This is a genomic window from Tardiphaga sp. 172_B4_N1_3, assembly GCF_052076035.1.
Classification (GTDB): Bacteria; Pseudomonadota; Alphaproteobacteria; order Rhizobiales; family Xanthobacteraceae; genus Tardiphaga; species Tardiphaga robiniae.
On sequence record NZ_CP197238.1, the window covers coordinates 5,695,971 to 5,713,799 of the forward strand.

Here is a 17,829-nt window from a genome sequence, read left to right on the forward strand (position 1 = left end):
AGGACGCGTGCACCAAGGCTCGCGTCAATGATCAGGAAGGCCAGCCATGACCAATCTCTCTCGTCGCGCGCTGATAGGCGGACTGGGTGTCGGAATAGTTGGTGGCGGCCTTCTTCCCGAGATTGCCTCGGCCAAGAGCGCAGCGGCGCCTGCGAAGGGTACCCTTACGCCTTTGGCACAGATCCGGATCGGACGCTTCACCGTGACCGCGCTGACCGATGGCTACGCGGACATGCCTTACACCTATTTTCCCGGTCGCACGGCTGAACAGGTCGAGCAGGCTGCGGCGGCCCAGTTCACGGCACGGCCAAGTGGCGTGCGTTTCGTTTTCAACCAGTATCTGATCGAGGACGGCCAGCGCCGAATCCTGATCGATACCGGGCCGGCGGGCTCCATTGGGCAGACAGGTGCGCTGCCGCAGGCGCTTGCCGCATTCGGCATCAGCCGCGATCAAATCGATGCGGTGATCGTGACGCATATGCATCAGGACCACATGGGCGGGCTGATCGTTGGCGGGAAGAGGAATTATCCCAGGGCCGAGCTCTATATTGACCGGCGAGACGTCGCCCATTGGACCGATCCTGCAAAGCAAGCCGGCGCGCCAGACTATCTGCAACCGAGCTTCAAAATGTCGAACGAGGTCGTTCGCTTGTACCCCAAACTGCAGAAGACCGATGGCGAACGCGATATTGCGCGGGGCATCTCCATCGTCGATCTGACCGGTCATACGCCGGGCCATATCGGCGTGCGGATCGCCGATGCCGGTCAGAGCCTCATCATGGTGTCCGACATGGTCTTCCCCGTGATCCATCCGAGCGCGACCGATGTGGGCTTCCTGTTTGAACAGGATCGACCGGCGGCACAGGCAATGCGCGACAAGTTCTTTGCGCAGGCTGCTGCTGAAGGGGCGCTGATCGCAGCGACGCACATGCCCTTTCCGGGTCTCGGTCGCATCGTCTCGGATCGCGGGCAACTGCGGTGGCAGGCGGCGGACTGGGCCTTGCAGACTTGAACGCCCCGGCTGAGCGCTGAGAGTGGTTCCCTGCTGGTCGGTAGCGGACGATAGGCTTCGATATCCGGGGGCGGAGGGGAAGGGCGTGACCGATCGGTCGGCTCAGTTTCGTGCGGCTTTCATGCGGCGCTGATTGTGGGTCTTCGTGTCTGGGACCATCATGATAAGGTGAATCTTAGCTCGCGCTGGAATGGGGAGCTCTCTATTTAACCATCGGAACTTGGCGTCATCGCCTCGGTTAAAGAAGCGGCCCGTCTCCTCGCATCTGCGTGGCTGCAGGCCCTACCCAGGGAGAGACAGATGAAAATGACACGCCAACTTGTCCTCATTTGTGCAACCGTGCTGGGACTCGGTAGCGCAACCGCGCAAGCGGGGCCGTGTAACACAGACAAGACGGCAGAACTGCGCGACGCGGGTTCCGGGCCGACTCCCGGAAATACCGGTTCGACCGTTGGTGCAAATACTAATCCAAGTCAGCACCCGCCGACGAGCGCCATGAACCAGCAGGCCGGAAATAGTCCCGTTTCGTCCGAGGATGCTCAGAAGCAAATGCAGGCGAAGCCTACTGCGGCTCAGCAGGCGGAAGGTGCGAAGGCTCAAGCAAACGACTGCTGATCTTACGAACCGGGCCTCAGCACGCGGGACATCATCGCTCAGGCCGTCGAGCACGCTCTCGACGGCGGCGATCCGGTCCTTCGTGGCATGGTTCGATTGCGTGGGCTTCCATCAGTAAATCGGCGGCCACATTTCTAGTGGGCTCTCAGTTATCCTCTTAGGCATGGTCAGACCTTCCTAGATCGCTTCGACTTCGGAGTAGTTGGCGCGGGCGTCGAGCGGAAGATGACGTCGCCAACGACGTCCCATTCCGGCGTGGCAATGCTATCAGCGGCAAATGCGTGCTGATCTCGCCAGTCTCGTCCCATGGGATCAGCCATTGCCGCTATGGCGCGAGCCTCGTCCTCCGTCTCGGCGGGGACAATCGCGATCTGCCTGCTCTTCTCAAGCAGGTTCATCGCGGGTGTCAGCCGCCATAAACGATTGGTCTCTCGCACCTGAACGGGCGGAGACGTGATTTCGGCGACTGGATCATCATCTTCGTCAGACATGACGATAAAACCTAAGTTCCGGTGTCGTGTTCCAACTCACTCATCGTGCGTATTACCGAGAGTTGCCACGTGCTCACGGCGTGTACTGCGACGATGACTTTCTGCGCTGTGCTGGTAGGTGAGGCTGGCGACCTCTAGGTGCTCGGCCGATCGCAGCGCCCGCTAATACCGTTGCGCGAATTGATTTGCCCCCGACCTGAACTTGGTCGACAACTACGTGCCCAATGCGCACTTCTCCGTCGAAGGAGGCTTGTATGGATTTCTTTGCAATCCTGCGCGAGGCATTCGGCCGCGCCCGACCGGAAGCCGACGAACACAATGAGCACCTCATGAGTGAATTTGTGAGGCTCTTGCAAACTAACGGCTACGACAGCAACAAACCGCCCGAGAGTAGTTCCAAGCATCCGGGGCATGGGTGGTGCCCTGACGACGTTCAGTGACGCTTTTCATCTCCGTGGAGGAGGGCCTGAGGCCAGGCTCAAGGGGCGACGCGCATCGGTCTCGTCTCGAGCGACGGCCAATGCAATCGGCATGGGCGGTCGCGAAGGTAACCATTCAGTAGGTCTGAACTCGGGATTGGTGGCGAGTATGTGATCTAGTCGGCGGGCTTCTCGGCAATGATCACGCCAGTCTTAGGGTCGGCGTGAAAGTCCATCTTCTTGCCGTTCTTGATGCCTTCACCTTCCCATCGGCCATCGTCGGCTTCGAGCTTGGAAAGCCGTGAGTAGCCGGACTGCAGGACCTTCACTATCACTTGCTCCATTGGCATCCAGTCTGGCCCAGGCTGGTCAGCGCGCGTCATGGTGACGGCGCCCATCAACACCGAGCCACAGAGAGCGAATGCAGCTAGTCTGTTCATTCTAAACCTCCATGTTTTCTCGGAGCCCAATCGAAAAGACGGGCGAACGCAAGCTACCATCGCCATCCGCAACGACGACGCCCCCGGTGCCACCAACAGACCCAGCGGCGCCCGCGCCGGGAACGTCTTCGCCAGCCGGGTCCGTGCGGCGGTCCCCATTGCACCGGCGTAACAAGACCAACTCGCTTTTCAGTGGCTCCCATGGCGGGTGCGACAGGCATCGCCTCTGCAATATTAAAGAAGCGAACGCCTACGGCACCGACCGCGGCGAGCGCCATCACGTTGCCCGCTAAACGAAGGAATGACCGGCGGTCAGGGATTTCAGTCATCCATACCTCCCTCAGTGTAGGCCATCGGCTATCGCGGCAGTTTAGAAAAGCCTTCTGTCGACCGGCATCGGTTAAAACCCTAGCTTTCAGAGCCGGCGGCGGTCCTCGATAGCGCCCTTGTCTCGCATCTTAGCCCTCACGTCGCGGACGCCTGGCAGTGCAGCGTGAGTGGCCGTTTTGCTGAAGGTGATGGCAGCTCTTCGAAACCCTGTGGAAAATCTGGTAAAACCTGAGGCAATGCTTCTATGGTGCGCCGCGAGATATGGTTTCCAAGCAGGTGCAATGGTGAGCCGAGAGATATTCTTCGGACCGTTCCGCTTCGACGCAGCTACCCGCACACTGTGGGACGGAGGCGTCCCAGTTCGGCTTGGCGCTCGGGCGTTAGCCATTCTGCAAGTCCTTCTTGAAGCACCTGGCGCAACCGTCAGTCGTAGCGCCTTGATCAGGAGCGCATGGCCAAGCTTGCACGTTGATCAAAGCAATTTGCGGGTCCAAATCTCTGGGCTGAGAAAAGCTCTGCGTGATTACGGCGCGGCAATTCAAGTTGATCCATCTCAAGGCTACCGTTTCGACGCCGATGTTGTGAAAGAGCGGGGCGTCCGTCGCTCTGAAAACCAGCCGCGGTTCGGCATTCCTGGGCTTGTTGTAAAGCCGATCGGCCGCGAGGCGGCAGCGGATGGAATTCATGAGCTTCTAAATAGCCGACGACTTGTGACGATCCTTGGATCGGGTGGCATCGGGAAAACAACGATTGCGTTGCAGGTCGCGAACGACCGGGCCGCAAACTACGCCGACGGCGCCTACTTTATCGATCTTGGTAGAATATCCTCAATTGATCTTGTCTACACCGCATTGGCGAATGCGATCGGGTTGCGAGTAACGGACTGGCCCGGCATCGAACAAATCGTGTTGGCGCTCCGCGACAGGCGGATGCTTCTGATCCTGGACTGTTGTGAGCATGTGCTGGGTCCAGTGGCCAAACTCGTTGACAGCTTCCTCGTTAACACGAGCTACGTGGATATTCTTGTTACGACGCGAGAGCCACTGCAGCTTGATGATGAGGCCATTTGGCGACTCGCCCCCCTGACAGTTCCCCCGAAGGCTGCCGAAACGCATGCGGACGACATCAAGACCTATTCGTCAGTCCAACTATTCTTGAAGTGCCTGCATCAGCGGGCGGCGAAGCTGCATTTTGATGATCGCCAAGCTGCTGCTGTCGCGGAGATTTGCCGGCGCCTCGATGGGATCCCACTGGCAATTGAAATTGCCGCTTCGATTGCCGCTGTGCTCGGCTTCGTGGAAACACTCCGCAGCCTGAGCGAAAAATCGTCAGTGATCAATGTCGACCGAAGAAGTACTGTTCCCCGTCAACGGTCGTTGTTCTCGACGATTGACTGGAGCTATAATCTGCTGTCCGAGGCAGAACAATCCGCTCTGCGACACATCGCTTGCTTTGCTGGGACCTTCTCGCTTGACGCCGGCATCGCCGTGGCAAGCAGCGACCAACTCTGCGCATCCGCTGCGCGCGACGCCATTATTGGACTGTCTCACCGCTCACTTCTCTCCTCCGACCCGGACTCGATACATGCGGAGTATCGTCTGCTGGATACGACAAGAGCATACATAGCTCAGTTGGACTTTCCTGCCAGCGACATAGCGCAAAGACGCCACGCGGAATACTTCCTCCAACTGCTCGACGGCATCGACTGGGACCTTTACGACGAGACATCTGAGAACACGAAAATGCGGGGCTACCTGGACGAGCTCCGGGTGGCTCTTGATTGGGCGTTTTCGTCAGATCCTGAACTCGGTGTAAAACTTGTTATCGTCGCGGAACGGCTTTGGCTTGCGCTCACCTCGTTGGTTCAAGGAGTCCCTTATCTAACCAGGGCGTTTCATCTCGTCGATGATAGCTCAGCATTTGATTCCGCCGTGCGGCCTCGCTTGCTGGTGTCACTTGCATCCGCGCAGGTATACCTGGCGGGATTCGAGGGAGCGAGCTTGTATGAGCGTGCCTGGCACGCGGCGCAAGCTGCAGGAGATGATTTCCTGGAGCTGCGGGCTCTCTACGGTATCATTCAGAATATGCTTCTCACTCGCCGCCAGGCGACGCGTCATCTCGACGCCTTTGCCAAGGCAGCGGAGCGATCCAATGCCCCTGATGTGCACTATCTTCTTCAACGAATAACCGCATTCAACGATTTTGAAACCTCTGCCATACGATCGGCCCATGAGAGGTTCGAGATGTTCCTGCAGGACTGCCCGTCGATTTCCAGAAGCGCCTACTTGTATTTCGGAGGAATCGACTCGTTCATCTCCTGCAAGATCGGGTTGGCGCTTGCCAAACACTACATGGGATACTGCGAACAGGCATTGTCGCTTGCGAACACAGCGGTTGATGAGGCCGAGGCAAAAGGACATCTGACAACCACCTATTTCGTTCTTGCCCAGGGTGCAACATGGGTCAACATATCCTCGGGGGAATTTCACCGTGCACGCAGCTGCCTGCAAAAATTGGAGGAAGTATCGCGGCACTACCGACCCTGGCATGCGGTTGCCGAGGCATTTCGAGCACTTCTTCTCAGATATGCTGATGGAGATGCTGGATCCTCCGAACGCATCCTGACTTCGTGTTTGGAGGATGAGTTCATAATTAAAACAGGTTCTCTTCATCCGATTTTGTGGGTCGAACTGGCCGATGCACGACGAATTGTTGGTGATCTGGACGGCGCAGAATCTGCACTCTTGAAGGCGATGAGCCAGTGCCTGGGCCCGTCCGATGTTCGTCTCATCGGTAAACACCACCCAATCCTCGCCAAGGTGCTCATTGCTCGTAACCGGCCCGGGAACGTCGATACGGCACGTGAACTATTCAGACAAGCAATCGAGCTAAGCAAGCTGCACGATTTCTATCTCTATGAGTGCGAAGCTGCTGTCGGCCTCGCCGAGCTTGAGCTAAACGTGGGGAGACCGTGGGCGGCTCGCAATGCACTTGTCGATGTCCTGTCCAATTTACAGGACAGATCACGCGTACCGTTTCTCTCTCGCGCTCAAACTATCCTCGCCGGGATCAACATATCCTGACGCTTGCGAACTGCGATCACTCGGCGAGACAGGCGTTCAGGAATTTTGAGGTTGTTCTTCAGCTATCAGCCGGCAAAAGGTCATGACCGAGAGCTGACATCTCTGCTTGATGTATGTTCATGCGGAAGCAGGTCATGCGAGGCCAATGACGCTTGGCGAAGTATCCACGGTTAGGCCCGTAAATTCTCAAGAAACCGGAAAAGGCGGTACTCTGGGGGACTGATCTCATGATTTACGATCAAGAAGGACTTATTGGCGAGCGCGATAACCGCCTCGCGAACGATGGATGCGTCCGTGATGTCATCAGCGGCGACCGCAACCGCATCATCGAGGGTGAAAGCACCAGTAAAAAATGTCAAATGACGTAGTACCGCTCGTTCGTTGACTGGAAGAAGATTGCTGCTCCAGTGTAGGGTTGAGAACAGAGAATGCTGCATAGGGTTGGCGGCTTGGCGATCGGACTCCAAAACGGACGAGCGTTGATCCAGATTGCGGAGGATTTCACCAATGTCGAGGGGGCCGACCATCGAGGCCGCCATTTCGATGGCTAGTGGAATTCCGTCCAGACGTCGGCAGACCTCGACGACGGTCGGTGCGGTGTCGTCGTTGAACCTAAAGTCGCCAGAAACTTCGGTCGCGATCCTTATGAAGAGCTGAACTGCAGAGTAGCGTGCGGCATTCACCGCGGTATTACTCGGAGAGGGCGGCGGCACGTCGAGCGGTTCGAGCTGCCAGACGAATTCAGCTCCAACTCTTAAGGTCTCTCGGGACGTTGCGAGGATCCAGACTTCATTGGAGAAGCTCAGAATCTGCTCGACCAGTAACGCTACCGCATCGGTAAGGTGTTCGCAGGAGTCAATGACCAGTAGAAGGCGTTTGCCCCGCAGTGCCACCTTTATCTGCTCAAGAGCAGGCGCCTCTCCGACGGGGAGGTCGAGTGAGCGCGCCAGGGCCTCGCAAATCTGATCGTCGCGCGCAATTCTGTTAAGATCGACAAAGCAGGTTTCATCCGCAAATGTATCGGCTAGTTGATGTGCGATTGCGAGCGCGACTGTTGTCTTCCCGATGCCGCCGGGACCAAGGATCGTTACCAGGCGGCTTTCTTTGAGAAGGCTGACTATATCCGCAACCACGCCGTCACGACCAATAGGCTCGGTAAGATGTCTTGGCGCCAAGAAGCACCGCCGCTGGGTGCTGCGATACGAATCATTCGGCACCGTTTCTCCGAGAAAGCGATAGCCCAGCGAGGATTCGGTCCTGATCAATCCCTCGCAGCGGTGAAGTGCTTTTCGCAAAGTGGAAATTTGTACTTTAAGATTTGCATCGTCTACATGGCCATCAGGCCATACCCTCTCTAGGAGTTCACGTTTCCCTACAAGACGTCCGGGGGTCTCGGTGAGCACGCTCAGAATTGCCTGCGCCCGGGCCCCAACTCGTAATAAGATATCCCCTTGCCACAACATTCGCCGATCTCGATCGAACCGATATGGTCCGAAAAAAATCTCTGCGTCGGGTCTATGCCCAAGAGGCTGGTTGGTGTTTTTACCACTCGTTGAGCTCGTTGGAGCGATTGATCGAGACGCCACCTTCACCGGGGTAACCCGGTTTGCATCAGAGGCGAAGCGCAGAAGGGGGCGCTCTGTAGATTTGCCTTATCAGCCAGTGCCTCTGAATGACGACATCGCATAGTTCGACCAATCCGTGAGCGAAAATTGGCAAGAGCTATTCGAACAAGACTTTAACCAGGAGTCTACACGCAGAAGGGCTAAAGTGCACGGGGCCCGACTACAGCGGACATTTCGCCGCAGCACAGGCCTCGCGTGGAATTTCACGCGGGCGGTGAGCGGCGGTTGGCTGTCTCCAGGCTGCGGATTATTTCTCGACGATTTCGGCTATTTTTTGGGCATACTATGGATCGCCATGCGCATCACCTCGACGCCACCTTCGGCAAGCTCTGGAAGCTTGGCGAACCACTCCTGCACATAGGGCATGGCGTTATGTGCGTCGAAATCGGCTTGACTGGCAAAAATCTCGTAAAAGATGAAATGCCCCGGTTTGGCGCGATCTTCCTGGAGAAAGTAAACTAGGTTTTTGGGATCGGCGCGAACCAGGTCGATGAGAGGCAAGGTAGCTGCCCGGAGAGCATCTTCCTTTCCAGGCTTGGCTCGCACCTGGGCGACTACTGAATAGGCACCTTCGCGAATATCCTGATAACGCATATGCGGGGCCTGCTGAGCGACTGCCGCCGACGCCGGAAGGGACAGCGATAGGGCCAACAGCGCCGTGGCGAGCAAATTGCGACGGATAGTTTGCATCATGGGCGCCTTCACATCGTTGTCACGAACATCTCGCCGGTGCGACAGGCGGCCGTTCGTCCGCCGGATCTTGTCCATCAGCGTGTGATAGTCTGCTGCCGTTTCGCCAAGGCTTCGGCAAAACGTTGCTTGACGGGCCCCAGTGCTTTTACGAATTCGAGCTGCTCGCCCTCCGGACCCTTGCAATAGATCAGTTCCCAGCCATCTGACGGGGCCTGGGTCACCCGGTTCGTGTTGGCGCTGCGGGGAGCTGCCTTGCGGTCCGCTTCGGTCATGACCCGGACAGTGCGGTTCGCTCTCACTTGCGTCATGCCGCGGCGCGCGGATTCTGCCTCGAGGTCGGCGATGAACTTGTTGAAGTCGACATCGTCGCGAACATAGAAACAGATGTGCATCATACGCGGAAAAGCGGGGCTCATGTGCTGCACCGGCTCAGCAAAGCTCCTGGAGCTGCCCATGGGCTGATCCGCGTCTCGATACTGGAGCAACTCGATCACCACATTGTCGAACTGGATGAAGCGAACATCGAGCCGCTGCGCTCCACCGCGCAGGTCGGGAACACCGATTGTCCGAGGATTGACCCCGCGTGCGTTCGCCTCGATTTCCTGGTCGGCCAGCAGCGTGTTCTGCACCCCATCGCCTTGGAAGTCGCCGTGGCGGAAAACTTCGGCGCCGCCCAGTACCTCGGTGTAGAACTGATAAGCCCGCTCCATATTCTGGACGGTCAGCCCGAAATGCTGAACGCCCTGGAGCCGCGCGCCGAGCGCTGCCTCGTTGCGCTCGGCCGCCGACATTCCGCCGGTGTCCGGTGCAGCGGCCGGTGCGGCTGTCGGTGTGCCGCCGATCGCCAGGCCTGCGATCATGGCTACGCCGGCTGTTCGAAGCGCGGCCCGGCGGCTTATTTCAGGGGCGTCCTGTGGTTCATCTGTCATTTCCGTCTCCTTGGTCGTTCGGTTGAATTTGCCTGCACCATCCCGCGTTGGAGCGACGCCCGATTGGAATGAACTTGCTGGGATCCCGGGCAGCTCAATCGACTCCGATAAGAGGGGCTGCGGGACTGACGAGGCCCGCCGAACGGAGTTCGCGCCAGAAATCGGCGGGTATGGATTCCTCGAGCGCGGCGCGATCCTCGGCGATGCGGCTCGGACGGCTCGCACCCGGAATGACGGCCGCAACTACCGGATTTGCGAGCGCAAACTGCAGGCCTGCAGCCTTCATGCTGACGCCATAGCGGTCGGCAATCGTCTTGATCCGCGTCACCTTGTCGATGATCTCCGGAGGCGCCGGTGCATACTCGAAGTTCGGACCGCCGACGAGCGCTCCCGAGCTGTAGGGGCCGCCGACAACGATGGCGAGCTCATGCTCGGCGACCATCGGTATCACCCGCTGGAGCGCGCGGGGATGGTCGAGAAGTGTGTAACGGCCCGCGAGCAGGAATCCGTCGGGGCGCGGGTCGTCGAGCGCAAGCAGGAGTTCGATCGGTTCGACCCGGTTGACGCCAAGTCCCCAAGCCTTGATCACGCCCTGATCGCGTAGCTGGTCAAGCGCCTTGAACGCACCCTTGCGCGCACTTTCGAACACCGCCAGCCACTCGTCGCCATAAAAATCCTGCGCCACGTCGTGCACGAAGGCGATATCGATGCGGTCGGTGTTCAGCCGCCTCAGGCTGTCCTCGATAGAGCGCAACGTCGCATCTTTCGAATAGTCGTTGACGATCTTGTTCGGGCGCCCGTGTTTGAACACGTTGCCTTTCTCGCCGAGGTCACGGGCATCGACATCCTCGATCTCATCCAGGATCACGCGTCCGACCTTGGTACTGATAACATAATCGTCACGCAGCCTGCCGGCGAGGGCGGCGCCCATACGGATCTCCGCGAGCCCCGCGCCGTAAAACGGTGCGTTATCGAAGTATCGGATGCCGTCGTCCCACGCTGCATTCACCGTCGCGAGTGCTTCCTGCTGCGGGATGTCGCGAAACATGTTGCCGAGTGGCGCCGCACCGAAACCCAGCTTGCCGGGCAGTACATCCTTGAGTGTCATATGGCATGTCCTCTGTTTCGGGCAGACCAAGCCATCCGTCGAGAGATAATCGTGAGAACATCGACCTCGGCCATCGACGCTCGGCCGCGTCAACTTCAGTCAGAAGCGGATGTGTCCGCGCTCTTTATGAACGCTGCGACCTCGCGCGGATGCGACAGCATCACCGCGTGGCTGCTTTTCAGCTCAGCCACTTTCGCGCCCGACCGTCGGGCCATATTTCGTTGCGCGGTCGGGGGGATCATATGATCCTCACTTGTCACCATGTAGTAGGTCGGCTTCGCCTTCCAGGCCACACGACCGACTTTGGTCTGCACCGCCTGCAATCCCCACGGCAGTTGCGCGGCACTCATGAAGCGGGTTGTGGCGGTATCAACATCGGCCGCGAATGACGAAGGGAATTTATCGGCTTCGACGAAGAGATAGTTCCCCTCAGCGACGAGCGGAGCCTTGTGCTCGCCGGCTGGCACAGGCGCTTCTGCAAGTGTACTCACCGACTCCCCAGCCTCGGGAGCAAATGCCGCGAGATAGACGAGGCTGCGGACCTTTGGATTATCGCCTGCTTCCGTGATGACCATTCCTCCATAGGAGTGCCCGACGAGAACAACCGGGTGTCGGGCCTTGGCAATCACACGCTCGGTTTCGGCGACATCGTCGCGAAGCGAGATCGTTGGCTGCTGGACGACGAGTACCTCATAGCCGGCACTCGAAAGTATGTCGTAGGTGCTCTTCCAGCCCGACCCATCGACGAAGGCGCCATGGACAAGGACAATGGAAACGGTTCTCTCGGCCGAGGCCGCAGGGACGGCTTGAGCGGCGACGATCGATATCGCGGCAAGCGCGGAGATAATCGGCTTCATAACAGGCTCCACTCCTCGATGGGCGGCAATTTCTGTTCGATGAGCGCCATCACTAGATCACGCGTGCATTCCGGTATTTCCGATTCCTGCGCGATGAGGGTCGAATCCTGCTCATCCCGGGCGAGGTCCCCCCTGATTGTGATGCGCAATCAGGCCGCGTGATTAAGCTCTTGCTTTGCCTGCCTTTTACTTCTTTTAACCGCTCCATCTCTCGACTTGGCAGTAAGCTTATCCAACAACTTCGGATGGATCGGCACAGCGCTCCGGTGCGGCGCGTTGTGAGATTTTTCCGTGGCCGACAGTGTTCATGATTCCAGTCGCACACGGGGACGGGGAATCAGCGCTCGCTTGCGATACGGGGCTGGGACTCGCTGCAGCTAAGGGGAGTCACAATGACGCTCGTCACGCATGGAGATCAAAAATATAAGAACAGCGAGAAGCTCGCGGAGACCGCCGATTGGCCTGCACTGAGCATCGAACATCGAAGGTTCGAGGCGGGGCGGCAGGATACGCCCGTTCCGATTTGCACGGAGATCATGATGCTGCTGTCAGGCGGCGGAATGGTCTATCGGGCCGGCAACGGCGAAGTTCAGAAGAGCCTTGCCCGGCCGGGAATGAGCTATCTCGTACCCGCGGGAACGCAGGAGAGTCATCTCGAGCTTTGGGACCGGATGGAATGTCTTCACGTCTATCTCCCTCCGACGCTGCTGGACCAAAGTACCCTCGCAGGTTTTGATGTCGATCCCGCAGAGGTGCAGATCGCCTATGCCCACGGTCTGGCGGACCAGGTGCTCTTCCACATCTGCTCGCCGCTTCGTGACCTGCTTCATCGTCCTCGCCAACCGACTGACGCGTTGTTCGTGGAGGGCATTCAGATCGCGCTCGCAGCGCATCTTCTTGGACACTATACGATTGACCGCTGGCATCCGCCCGAAAAGTCACCGTCGCTCGATCCGCGAAGGCTCCAGCGCGTGTTAGGCTATATCTACGCTTCCCTTAATCGCGAGATCAGGCTCGAGGAACTCGCGGCCCAGGCCTGCCTCAGCCCGTTTCATTTCTCCCGCCTTTTTCGCGAAGCAACCGGATTGTCACCGCACCGCTATGTGATCGATCGCCGCGTCCAGGCCGCACGGCAAGAACTGGCGCGCAGAAATCTATCCCTGGCGGAAATTGCCCTGGAATTCGGCTTCGGCTCTCAAGCCAATTTTACGCGGGTGTTTCGAAAGGCCACGAGACTCACCCCAGGGCAGTATCGCGAGTTGTGCTGTGGCCAGATCGACGTGAAAGCTGATCGCGACGCTGAGGATTCCGCAGGGATTGCACATGATCCCGCAGGATTCGGAAATACTGCTCAGCTCCTGTGAGTCAGTGCTGTTGCACCAGTCAAACCCGCCAGGAACATATCGATATGATCGAACTCACGGTCAACGGGATCAAGCGGCAGGTCGACGTCGTTCCCGAGATGCCTTTGCTTTGGGTATTGCGCGACGAGCTCGGCATCACAAGTCCCAAATACGGCTGCGGGGTCGCTCAATGTGGCGCCTGCACCGTCCAGATCAACGGAAGGGCTGTCCGATCCTGTCAGTCACATATAGGCGAGGTCGCGGGTAAGTCGGTCGTCACGATCGAAGGGGTGGACAACAGGAATGACCATCCGGTCCTGCAGGCCTGGATCGAACATCAGGTCCCGCAATGCGGCTACTGCCAGACCGGTCAGATCATGCAGGCTATCTCGCTTCTCGAATCGATCCCCCGGCCGACAGACGAGGAGATCAACGAAGTCATGTCCGGCAATCTTTGCCGTTGCGGGACTTATCCGCGCATTCGCGCCGCGATCCATACGGCTGCTGCAAAAAAGATGACGGGGAAGTGAGATGGGCCCTATGCAGAGACTTTCCCGTCGGGCTTTCGTTTTCGGCTCCGCAGCCGTGGTTGGCGGCATCGCTTTCGGCTCCTTTGACAATGCTGCACAGGCCGCCGCGACCGCCAATGGCAATCCGTTGGCCGTCGGCCTCGGACCCAACTCCGCGACCTTCAATCCATGGGTGGAGATCAGTCCGGAAAAAATCACGCTCATCGCGCAACACGCCGACATCGGCCAAGGCGTCGGCTCCGTGCAGCCGATCATGATTGCCGAAGAGATGGACCTCGATCCCGGCCAATTCGAAATTCGGTTCGCGGGGCCAAGCCCCGCTTATTTCAATACCGGGTTCGCGGATGAGTTGGCCCCGTTCCTGGCAGCGGATCAAAGCCCAGCCGCTGAAGCGGCACGTGCCGCGGCGCTCGAAAGCCTCAGGACGTCGGGCCTGCAGATGACAGGCGGGTCAAGTACGATTCCCGACACCTACGAAAAGTTGCGAGTTGCCGGCGCGGTCGCACGCGAAACACTCAAAGCCGCGGCGGCCAAGCGTTCAGGCGTCCCTGTTGCCGATATCCGCACCCAATCCGGCCATGTGATTCTGCCAGACGGAAGGAAAATTCCTTACATTGAACTCGCGGCGGAGGCCGCAAAAATTCCGCCTGTGCTCGATGCAAAGCCACGCGACCCGTCAAAATGGCGAATACTGGGCAAGCCGATGATGCGCCTCGACGTTCGTTCGAAGGTCATGGGCGAGTTGAAGTTCGGCATCGATCTGAAGATCGACGGCATGGTGTACGCTGCCGTCAAGCTGAATCCCCACAAGGGTCAGCCGCTGAAATCATATGACGCGAGCAAGGCGCGGTCGATGCCGGGGGTCAAAAAGATCCTCGAAATAAAAAATGGCGTCGCGGTGATCGCGACGAACAGCTGGTACGCGATGAAGGCGGTCGACATGATCGATTGCGCGTGGGCACCTTCGATATATCCCGCAGAGCAAGCCGACCATTGGAAGGTTCTGGAGGCGTCATTCAAGCCGGAATTCCTCGGCAAGGAGTGGCGGAAAATCGGCGATGTCGAGACCGGGTTGAAGGTCGGAACGCTGGTCCAGGCGGAGTATCGCGCGCCTTATGTCGCGCATCAACCGCTTGAGCCTCTCAATGGGATCGGGGTTGTCTCCGACGCAGGGATGGAGATTTGGGTCGGCCATCAGAGTCCTCAGGCCGTGCAGTACGTCGCGGCGACAGCGATCGGCCTCAAGCCGGAACAAGTTATCTTCCATAATCAATGGACAGGTGGAAGTTTCGGGCACCGCCTTGAATTCGAGAACGTCCGCGTCCTGGCCGAGATTGCAAATCAGATGCGCGGAACGCCGGTCAAGCTCGTGTTCTCGCGCGAAGAGGATTTTCTCCAGGATATTCCACGACAGATTTCGATCGCCCGACACAGAGGGAGCGTCGACAAAGGGAAGATCGTCGCGGCCGACCTGCAACTGGCAGCGACCGCTCCGTTCAAGGGGCTGCTCGAGCGTATGGGAGCGCCTTCGAAAGACCCCGATCCCCAATTGGCGGCCGGCATGTGGAATGTCTATTACGACATTCCGCATTTCAGGGCCACGAGCTTTGAGGCGCAGGGATTATCGCCGTGCACCACATGGCGGTCGGTGGGAGCCTCTACAGCCGGCTTCTTCACCGAAAGTTTCATCGACGAACTGATCCATGCGGCCGGCCTCGATCCATTGAAGGCGCGCATCGAAATGTGCGCTGTGCCGACCTACCGTAAGGTTCTTGAAACGGTCGCAGAGATGTCGAATTGGAAGGGGCCACTCGGTAACGGCAAGGGGCGTGGCGTCGCGTTCGTCGAGTCGTTTGGAACCCCAACGGCCGAAGTCGTCGAAATAAGCGTGACTGACAGAGGTATCAGGATCGACAAGGTCTGGGTTGCGGTCGATGTCGGCAAGGTTGTCGATCCCGTCAATTTCGAGAACCAGGTACAGGGCGGAGTCGTCTGGGGACTCGGCCACGCCATCAACTGCGAACTCACTTACGCGAAGGGCGGGGCGCAGCAGACGAACTACAATCACCACGAAGCCATGCGGATTTACCAATGTCCGGTGATCGAAGTTCGCGGGCTCGAGAATGATCCCAAAGTGAGAGGGGTCGGAGAGCCGCCTGTTCCTCCTGCCGCTCCCGCGCTCGCCAACGCGATATTCGCGGCGACCGGAAAGCGGATCCGCGAAATGCCCTTCGACAAGTTCATTGATTTCGTGTGAGGGCGAGACATGAAGGCATCTCTGATTGCGGTCGTCTTTGCGGTCTCAGTAATTTCGGCCTTCACGGGAATTGTCGCGGCCAAGGACGAGGCTGCCAAGGACGTGTTGCGGCTTGGTAGCGTGAGCCGCACCGAGGGGCTGGAGGCGTGGAAGCGGATTGAGGCGGTGGTGACGCATCCGCGTTGCGCCAACTGCCATGTCGATGCCAAGGCGATTCCCATATGGACGCCGGCAGGCGAAAGCAAACCCCGCGTGCATGGGATGAACATCCATGGCGGAGAGAGCCGCATCGGGACTGAGAAACTCGCCTGCTCGACCTGTCACATGACCTCCACCCAGCCGAACGAGCCGGCACCCTCGCCACCGCGCGCCGGCATCGACTGGCAGCTTGCCCCGGTGGCCTTCATCTGGTTCGGGAAGAGTGGCGCAGAGATTTGTGCGCAACTGAAAGATCCCAAACGCAATGGTGGTCGCGACGCCGCTGGCCTCGTCGGGCACCTGCGGCACGACGCATCGTTAAACGGCTTCATCCCTCGCGGGTGGGCACCCGGAGCGGGCCGCTCGATCCCTCCGGGGACGTTCGAGGATCATGTCAAAGACATGGCCCTGTGGGGAGCTGCCGGGCAACCGTGTCCGAACTGACGGCTTCCGCCAAAGCGTGATCAGCTACCACGTTGCTGCAGCCACTAAGTCTTGAGCCAGGATTATCCACGAATGACGACCGTGACGGCCGCCCCAACTCGGACTGAAGCCACTCGCTCAATTCGTTGACCCGCACCTTAGTAGCCGTTTGAACCCTGGTGGAGGACGCTTGTTACCGTAATGCAGATCCACGGAGCCTCCGGGGCGGCGGGCGAACATCTTGCTTCGGGTTGAGGGGGGCCAGGCGATGGACAGGCCACGGCGAGGGTGCGAAAGCGTCCTTCACCGGAAGACGATCTCCGTGTCGTCGTACGGCGTGAAGGCCTCGTCTATCGCGTTAGGCTGCATGTAGAGGCCGCCACGCGTGCCGTCGAGAAAACGACGCACCGAGAGCAACCCATCTTGAGAGCCATTGGTGACGAGGTCGAGCGGCGGATGTCCACCGAAGATGACCTCGTTATTTGGACTTCGCAACCAGTCAACGCCGAGCCGTTCTTGGGGAAAGAGAATCCCGAGCGCTTGGTGAATACCGAATACCGCCGAAATGCGCGTGAGAGTGTCCACATCGAGCGTGAAAGCGCCGTGCTCACGCGCCCGCTTGCACCAGTTATAATAAGTGGACCGAGATGGATACCCGAGGACGAGAAGGCGCTGCTCTTCCGTCAATCCCCACAGAGCCGCAATAGCGAGGAAGGTTCGTAAAGCTGGAGCGCTGCGTGGCCTTCGATTGGCGGGAGCAAATCGTGAACTATCAAGACGTTGAGGGCCGCTTACCGTCTCAGCTGGCGTCGCTTCCCGGTTATTCGACATGGGCCACTCCTTTGGCGAATATGAATATAGTCCAAACTCGAACAATTTGAAGCATTTTCGGAGCGTGTTCTCGCGATATCAGCGAAGTTGCCGACTGCTATCCAGATAGAGCATGGAATAAATGGCGGTCCAGCAGCGTTACTCGATCCACGGGGGAGACCGATAGGTCAGAGCAGGAACGCAGAATAGTTCAATAATTACAGTCAATTATCTAACGAGTGGAAATGTAGACTCGCGGTTATTCTGTAAACTGGGGATTCCGACTCACCGTTATTCCAAAATCCGACTCAGGGCGGTTTGAAAATGCCCATTTTCGGGCACTGTAAAGACTCGCTGCTAACTTGGCCCGATATCATTGTGATGCGCCAATCATCGTCGCCATTGCTGCGCTTCTCGTAGCTTACGGGATCCTTGCCACAACGTCGGGCCGGTTTTTCTCGAGCCAGGCTACGGCCTCGGGTCCATCGACGACGCACTCGAAGGTTTCCCAGGTGGGGTCCTCCAGGGATTCCGGTTGCAGTCGCTTCGCTGCATACTCAACGAGGTCGTGCAAGCGTTCGTATCCTCGTCGGCTCTCGAGGGAATCTGCAATCGCTGTGCTGGCCCATCCGCGTTCGGCCAAATCGATAATGCTCGGAGCGTTAG

16 protein-coding genes are annotated in these 17,829 nt (G+C 58.5%); 8 read left to right on the top strand and 8 right to left on the bottom strand.

Annotation, left to right across the window (positions count from 1 at the left end):
- Positions 1-46: 46 nt before the first annotated feature.
- Entirely contained in the window at positions 47-1,012 is a 966-nt protein-coding gene (locus AB7783_RS26840) for an MBL fold metallo-hydrolase (protein ID WP_441279287.1), read from the top strand.
- 300 nt (positions 1,013-1,312) lie between these two features.
- A complete protein-coding gene (locus AB7783_RS26845; protein ID WP_441279288.1) occupies positions 1,313-1,627 on the top strand; it encodes a hypothetical protein in 315 nt (104 codons plus the stop codon).
- Between the two features lie 167 nt (positions 1,628-1,794).
- Here AB7783_RS26845 and AB7783_RS26850 read toward each other — a convergent pair whose 3' ends face one another.
- Positions 1,795-2,118: a hypothetical protein gene (locus tag AB7783_RS26850; protein WP_441279289.1), complete on the bottom strand. Its 324-nt coding sequence runs from the start codon at positions 2,116-2,118 to the stop codon at positions 1,795-1,797.
- 254 nt (positions 2,119-2,372) lie between these two features.
- On the opposite strand from AB7783_RS26850, the gene AB7783_RS26855 reads away from it, so the two are divergent.
- Positions 2,373-2,558, top strand: a complete 186-nt coding sequence (locus AB7783_RS26855; protein WP_441279290.1) for a hypothetical protein — start codon at positions 2,373-2,375, stop codon at positions 2,556-2,558.
- A gap of 155 nt (positions 2,559-2,713) precedes the next feature.
- Here AB7783_RS26855 and AB7783_RS26860 read toward each other — a convergent pair whose 3' ends face one another.
- Entirely contained in the window at positions 2,714-2,977 is a 264-nt protein-coding gene (locus AB7783_RS26860; protein WP_441279291.1) for a PepSY domain-containing protein, read from the bottom strand.
- 497 nt (positions 2,978-3,474) lie between these two features.
- On the opposite strand from AB7783_RS26860, the gene AB7783_RS26865 reads away from it, so the two are divergent.
- Positions 3,475-6,390 carry an ATP-binding protein gene (locus AB7783_RS26865; RefSeq protein ID WP_441279292.1) on the top strand — a complete coding sequence of 972 codons (2,916 nt, stop codon included), beginning with the start codon at positions 3,475-3,477 and terminating at the stop codon, positions 6,388-6,390.
- Positions 6,391-6,560: 170 nt separating this feature from the next.
- On the opposite strand, the gene AB7783_RS26870 is transcribed toward AB7783_RS26865, so the two are convergent.
- From AB7783_RS26870 to AB7783_RS26890, 5 genes are all read right to left on the bottom strand, one after another.
- A complete protein-coding gene (locus AB7783_RS26870) occupies positions 6,561-7,853 on the bottom strand; it encodes an ATP-binding protein (protein ID WP_441279293.1) in 1,293 nt (430 codons plus the stop codon).
- A 429-nt stretch (positions 7,854-8,282) separates the two neighbouring features.
- A complete protein-coding gene (locus tag AB7783_RS26875; RefSeq protein WP_441279294.1) occupies positions 8,283-8,783 on the bottom strand; it encodes a putative quinol monooxygenase in 501 nt (166 codons plus the stop codon).
- Positions 8,783-9,637 carry a VOC family protein gene (locus AB7783_RS26880; RefSeq protein ID WP_441279295.1) on the bottom strand — a complete coding sequence of 285 codons (855 nt, stop codon included), beginning with the start codon at positions 9,635-9,637 and terminating at the stop codon, positions 8,783-8,785. Before AB7783_RS26880 ends, AB7783_RS26875 begins: the two co-directional genes overlap by 1 nt.
- Before the next feature lie 94 nt (positions 9,638-9,731).
- Positions 9,732-10,745 carry an aldo/keto reductase gene (locus tag AB7783_RS26885; RefSeq protein ID WP_441279296.1) on the bottom strand — a complete coding sequence of 338 codons (1,014 nt, stop codon included), beginning with the start codon at positions 10,743-10,745 and terminating at the stop codon, positions 9,732-9,734.
- A gap of 95 nt (positions 10,746-10,840) precedes the next feature.
- A complete protein-coding gene (locus AB7783_RS26890; RefSeq protein ID WP_441279297.1) occupies positions 10,841-11,602 on the bottom strand; it encodes an alpha/beta hydrolase in 762 nt (253 codons plus the stop codon).
- 392 nt (positions 11,603-11,994) lie between these two features.
- Here AB7783_RS26890 and AB7783_RS26895 point away from each other — a divergent pair, with 392 nt between their 5' ends.
- From AB7783_RS26895 to AB7783_RS26910, 4 genes are read left to right on the top strand one after another with little or no spacing between them, the layout of a single operon-like run.
- Positions 11,995-12,966, top strand: coding sequence for a helix-turn-helix transcriptional regulator (locus tag AB7783_RS26895; RefSeq protein WP_175365857.1), 972 nt, complete (start codon positions 11,995-11,997; stop codon positions 12,964-12,966).
- A gap of 44 nt (positions 12,967-13,010) precedes the next feature.
- Positions 13,011-13,475, top strand: a complete 465-nt coding sequence (locus tag AB7783_RS26900) for a (2Fe-2S)-binding protein (protein ID WP_175365858.1) — start codon at positions 13,011-13,013, stop codon at positions 13,473-13,475.
- Between the two features lie 10 nt (positions 13,476-13,485).
- Complete coding sequence (locus AB7783_RS26905; RefSeq protein WP_441279298.1) at positions 13,486-15,732, top strand: molybdopterin cofactor-binding domain-containing protein; 2,247 nt, start codon at positions 13,486-13,488, stop codon at positions 15,730-15,732.
- Between the two features lie 9 nt (positions 15,733-15,741).
- Positions 15,742-16,374 carry a hypothetical protein gene (locus AB7783_RS26910; RefSeq protein ID WP_441279299.1) on the top strand — a complete coding sequence of 211 codons (633 nt, stop codon included), beginning with the start codon at positions 15,742-15,744 and terminating at the stop codon, positions 16,372-16,374.
- A 282-nt stretch (positions 16,375-16,656) separates the two neighbouring features.
- Here AB7783_RS26910 and AB7783_RS26915 read toward each other — a convergent pair whose 3' ends face one another.
- Positions 16,657-17,184, bottom strand: a complete 528-nt coding sequence (locus AB7783_RS26915) for an MbcA/ParS/Xre antitoxin family protein (RefSeq protein ID WP_441279300.1) — start codon at positions 17,182-17,184, stop codon at positions 16,657-16,659.
- Between the last annotated feature and the right edge of the window lie 645 nt (positions 17,185-17,829).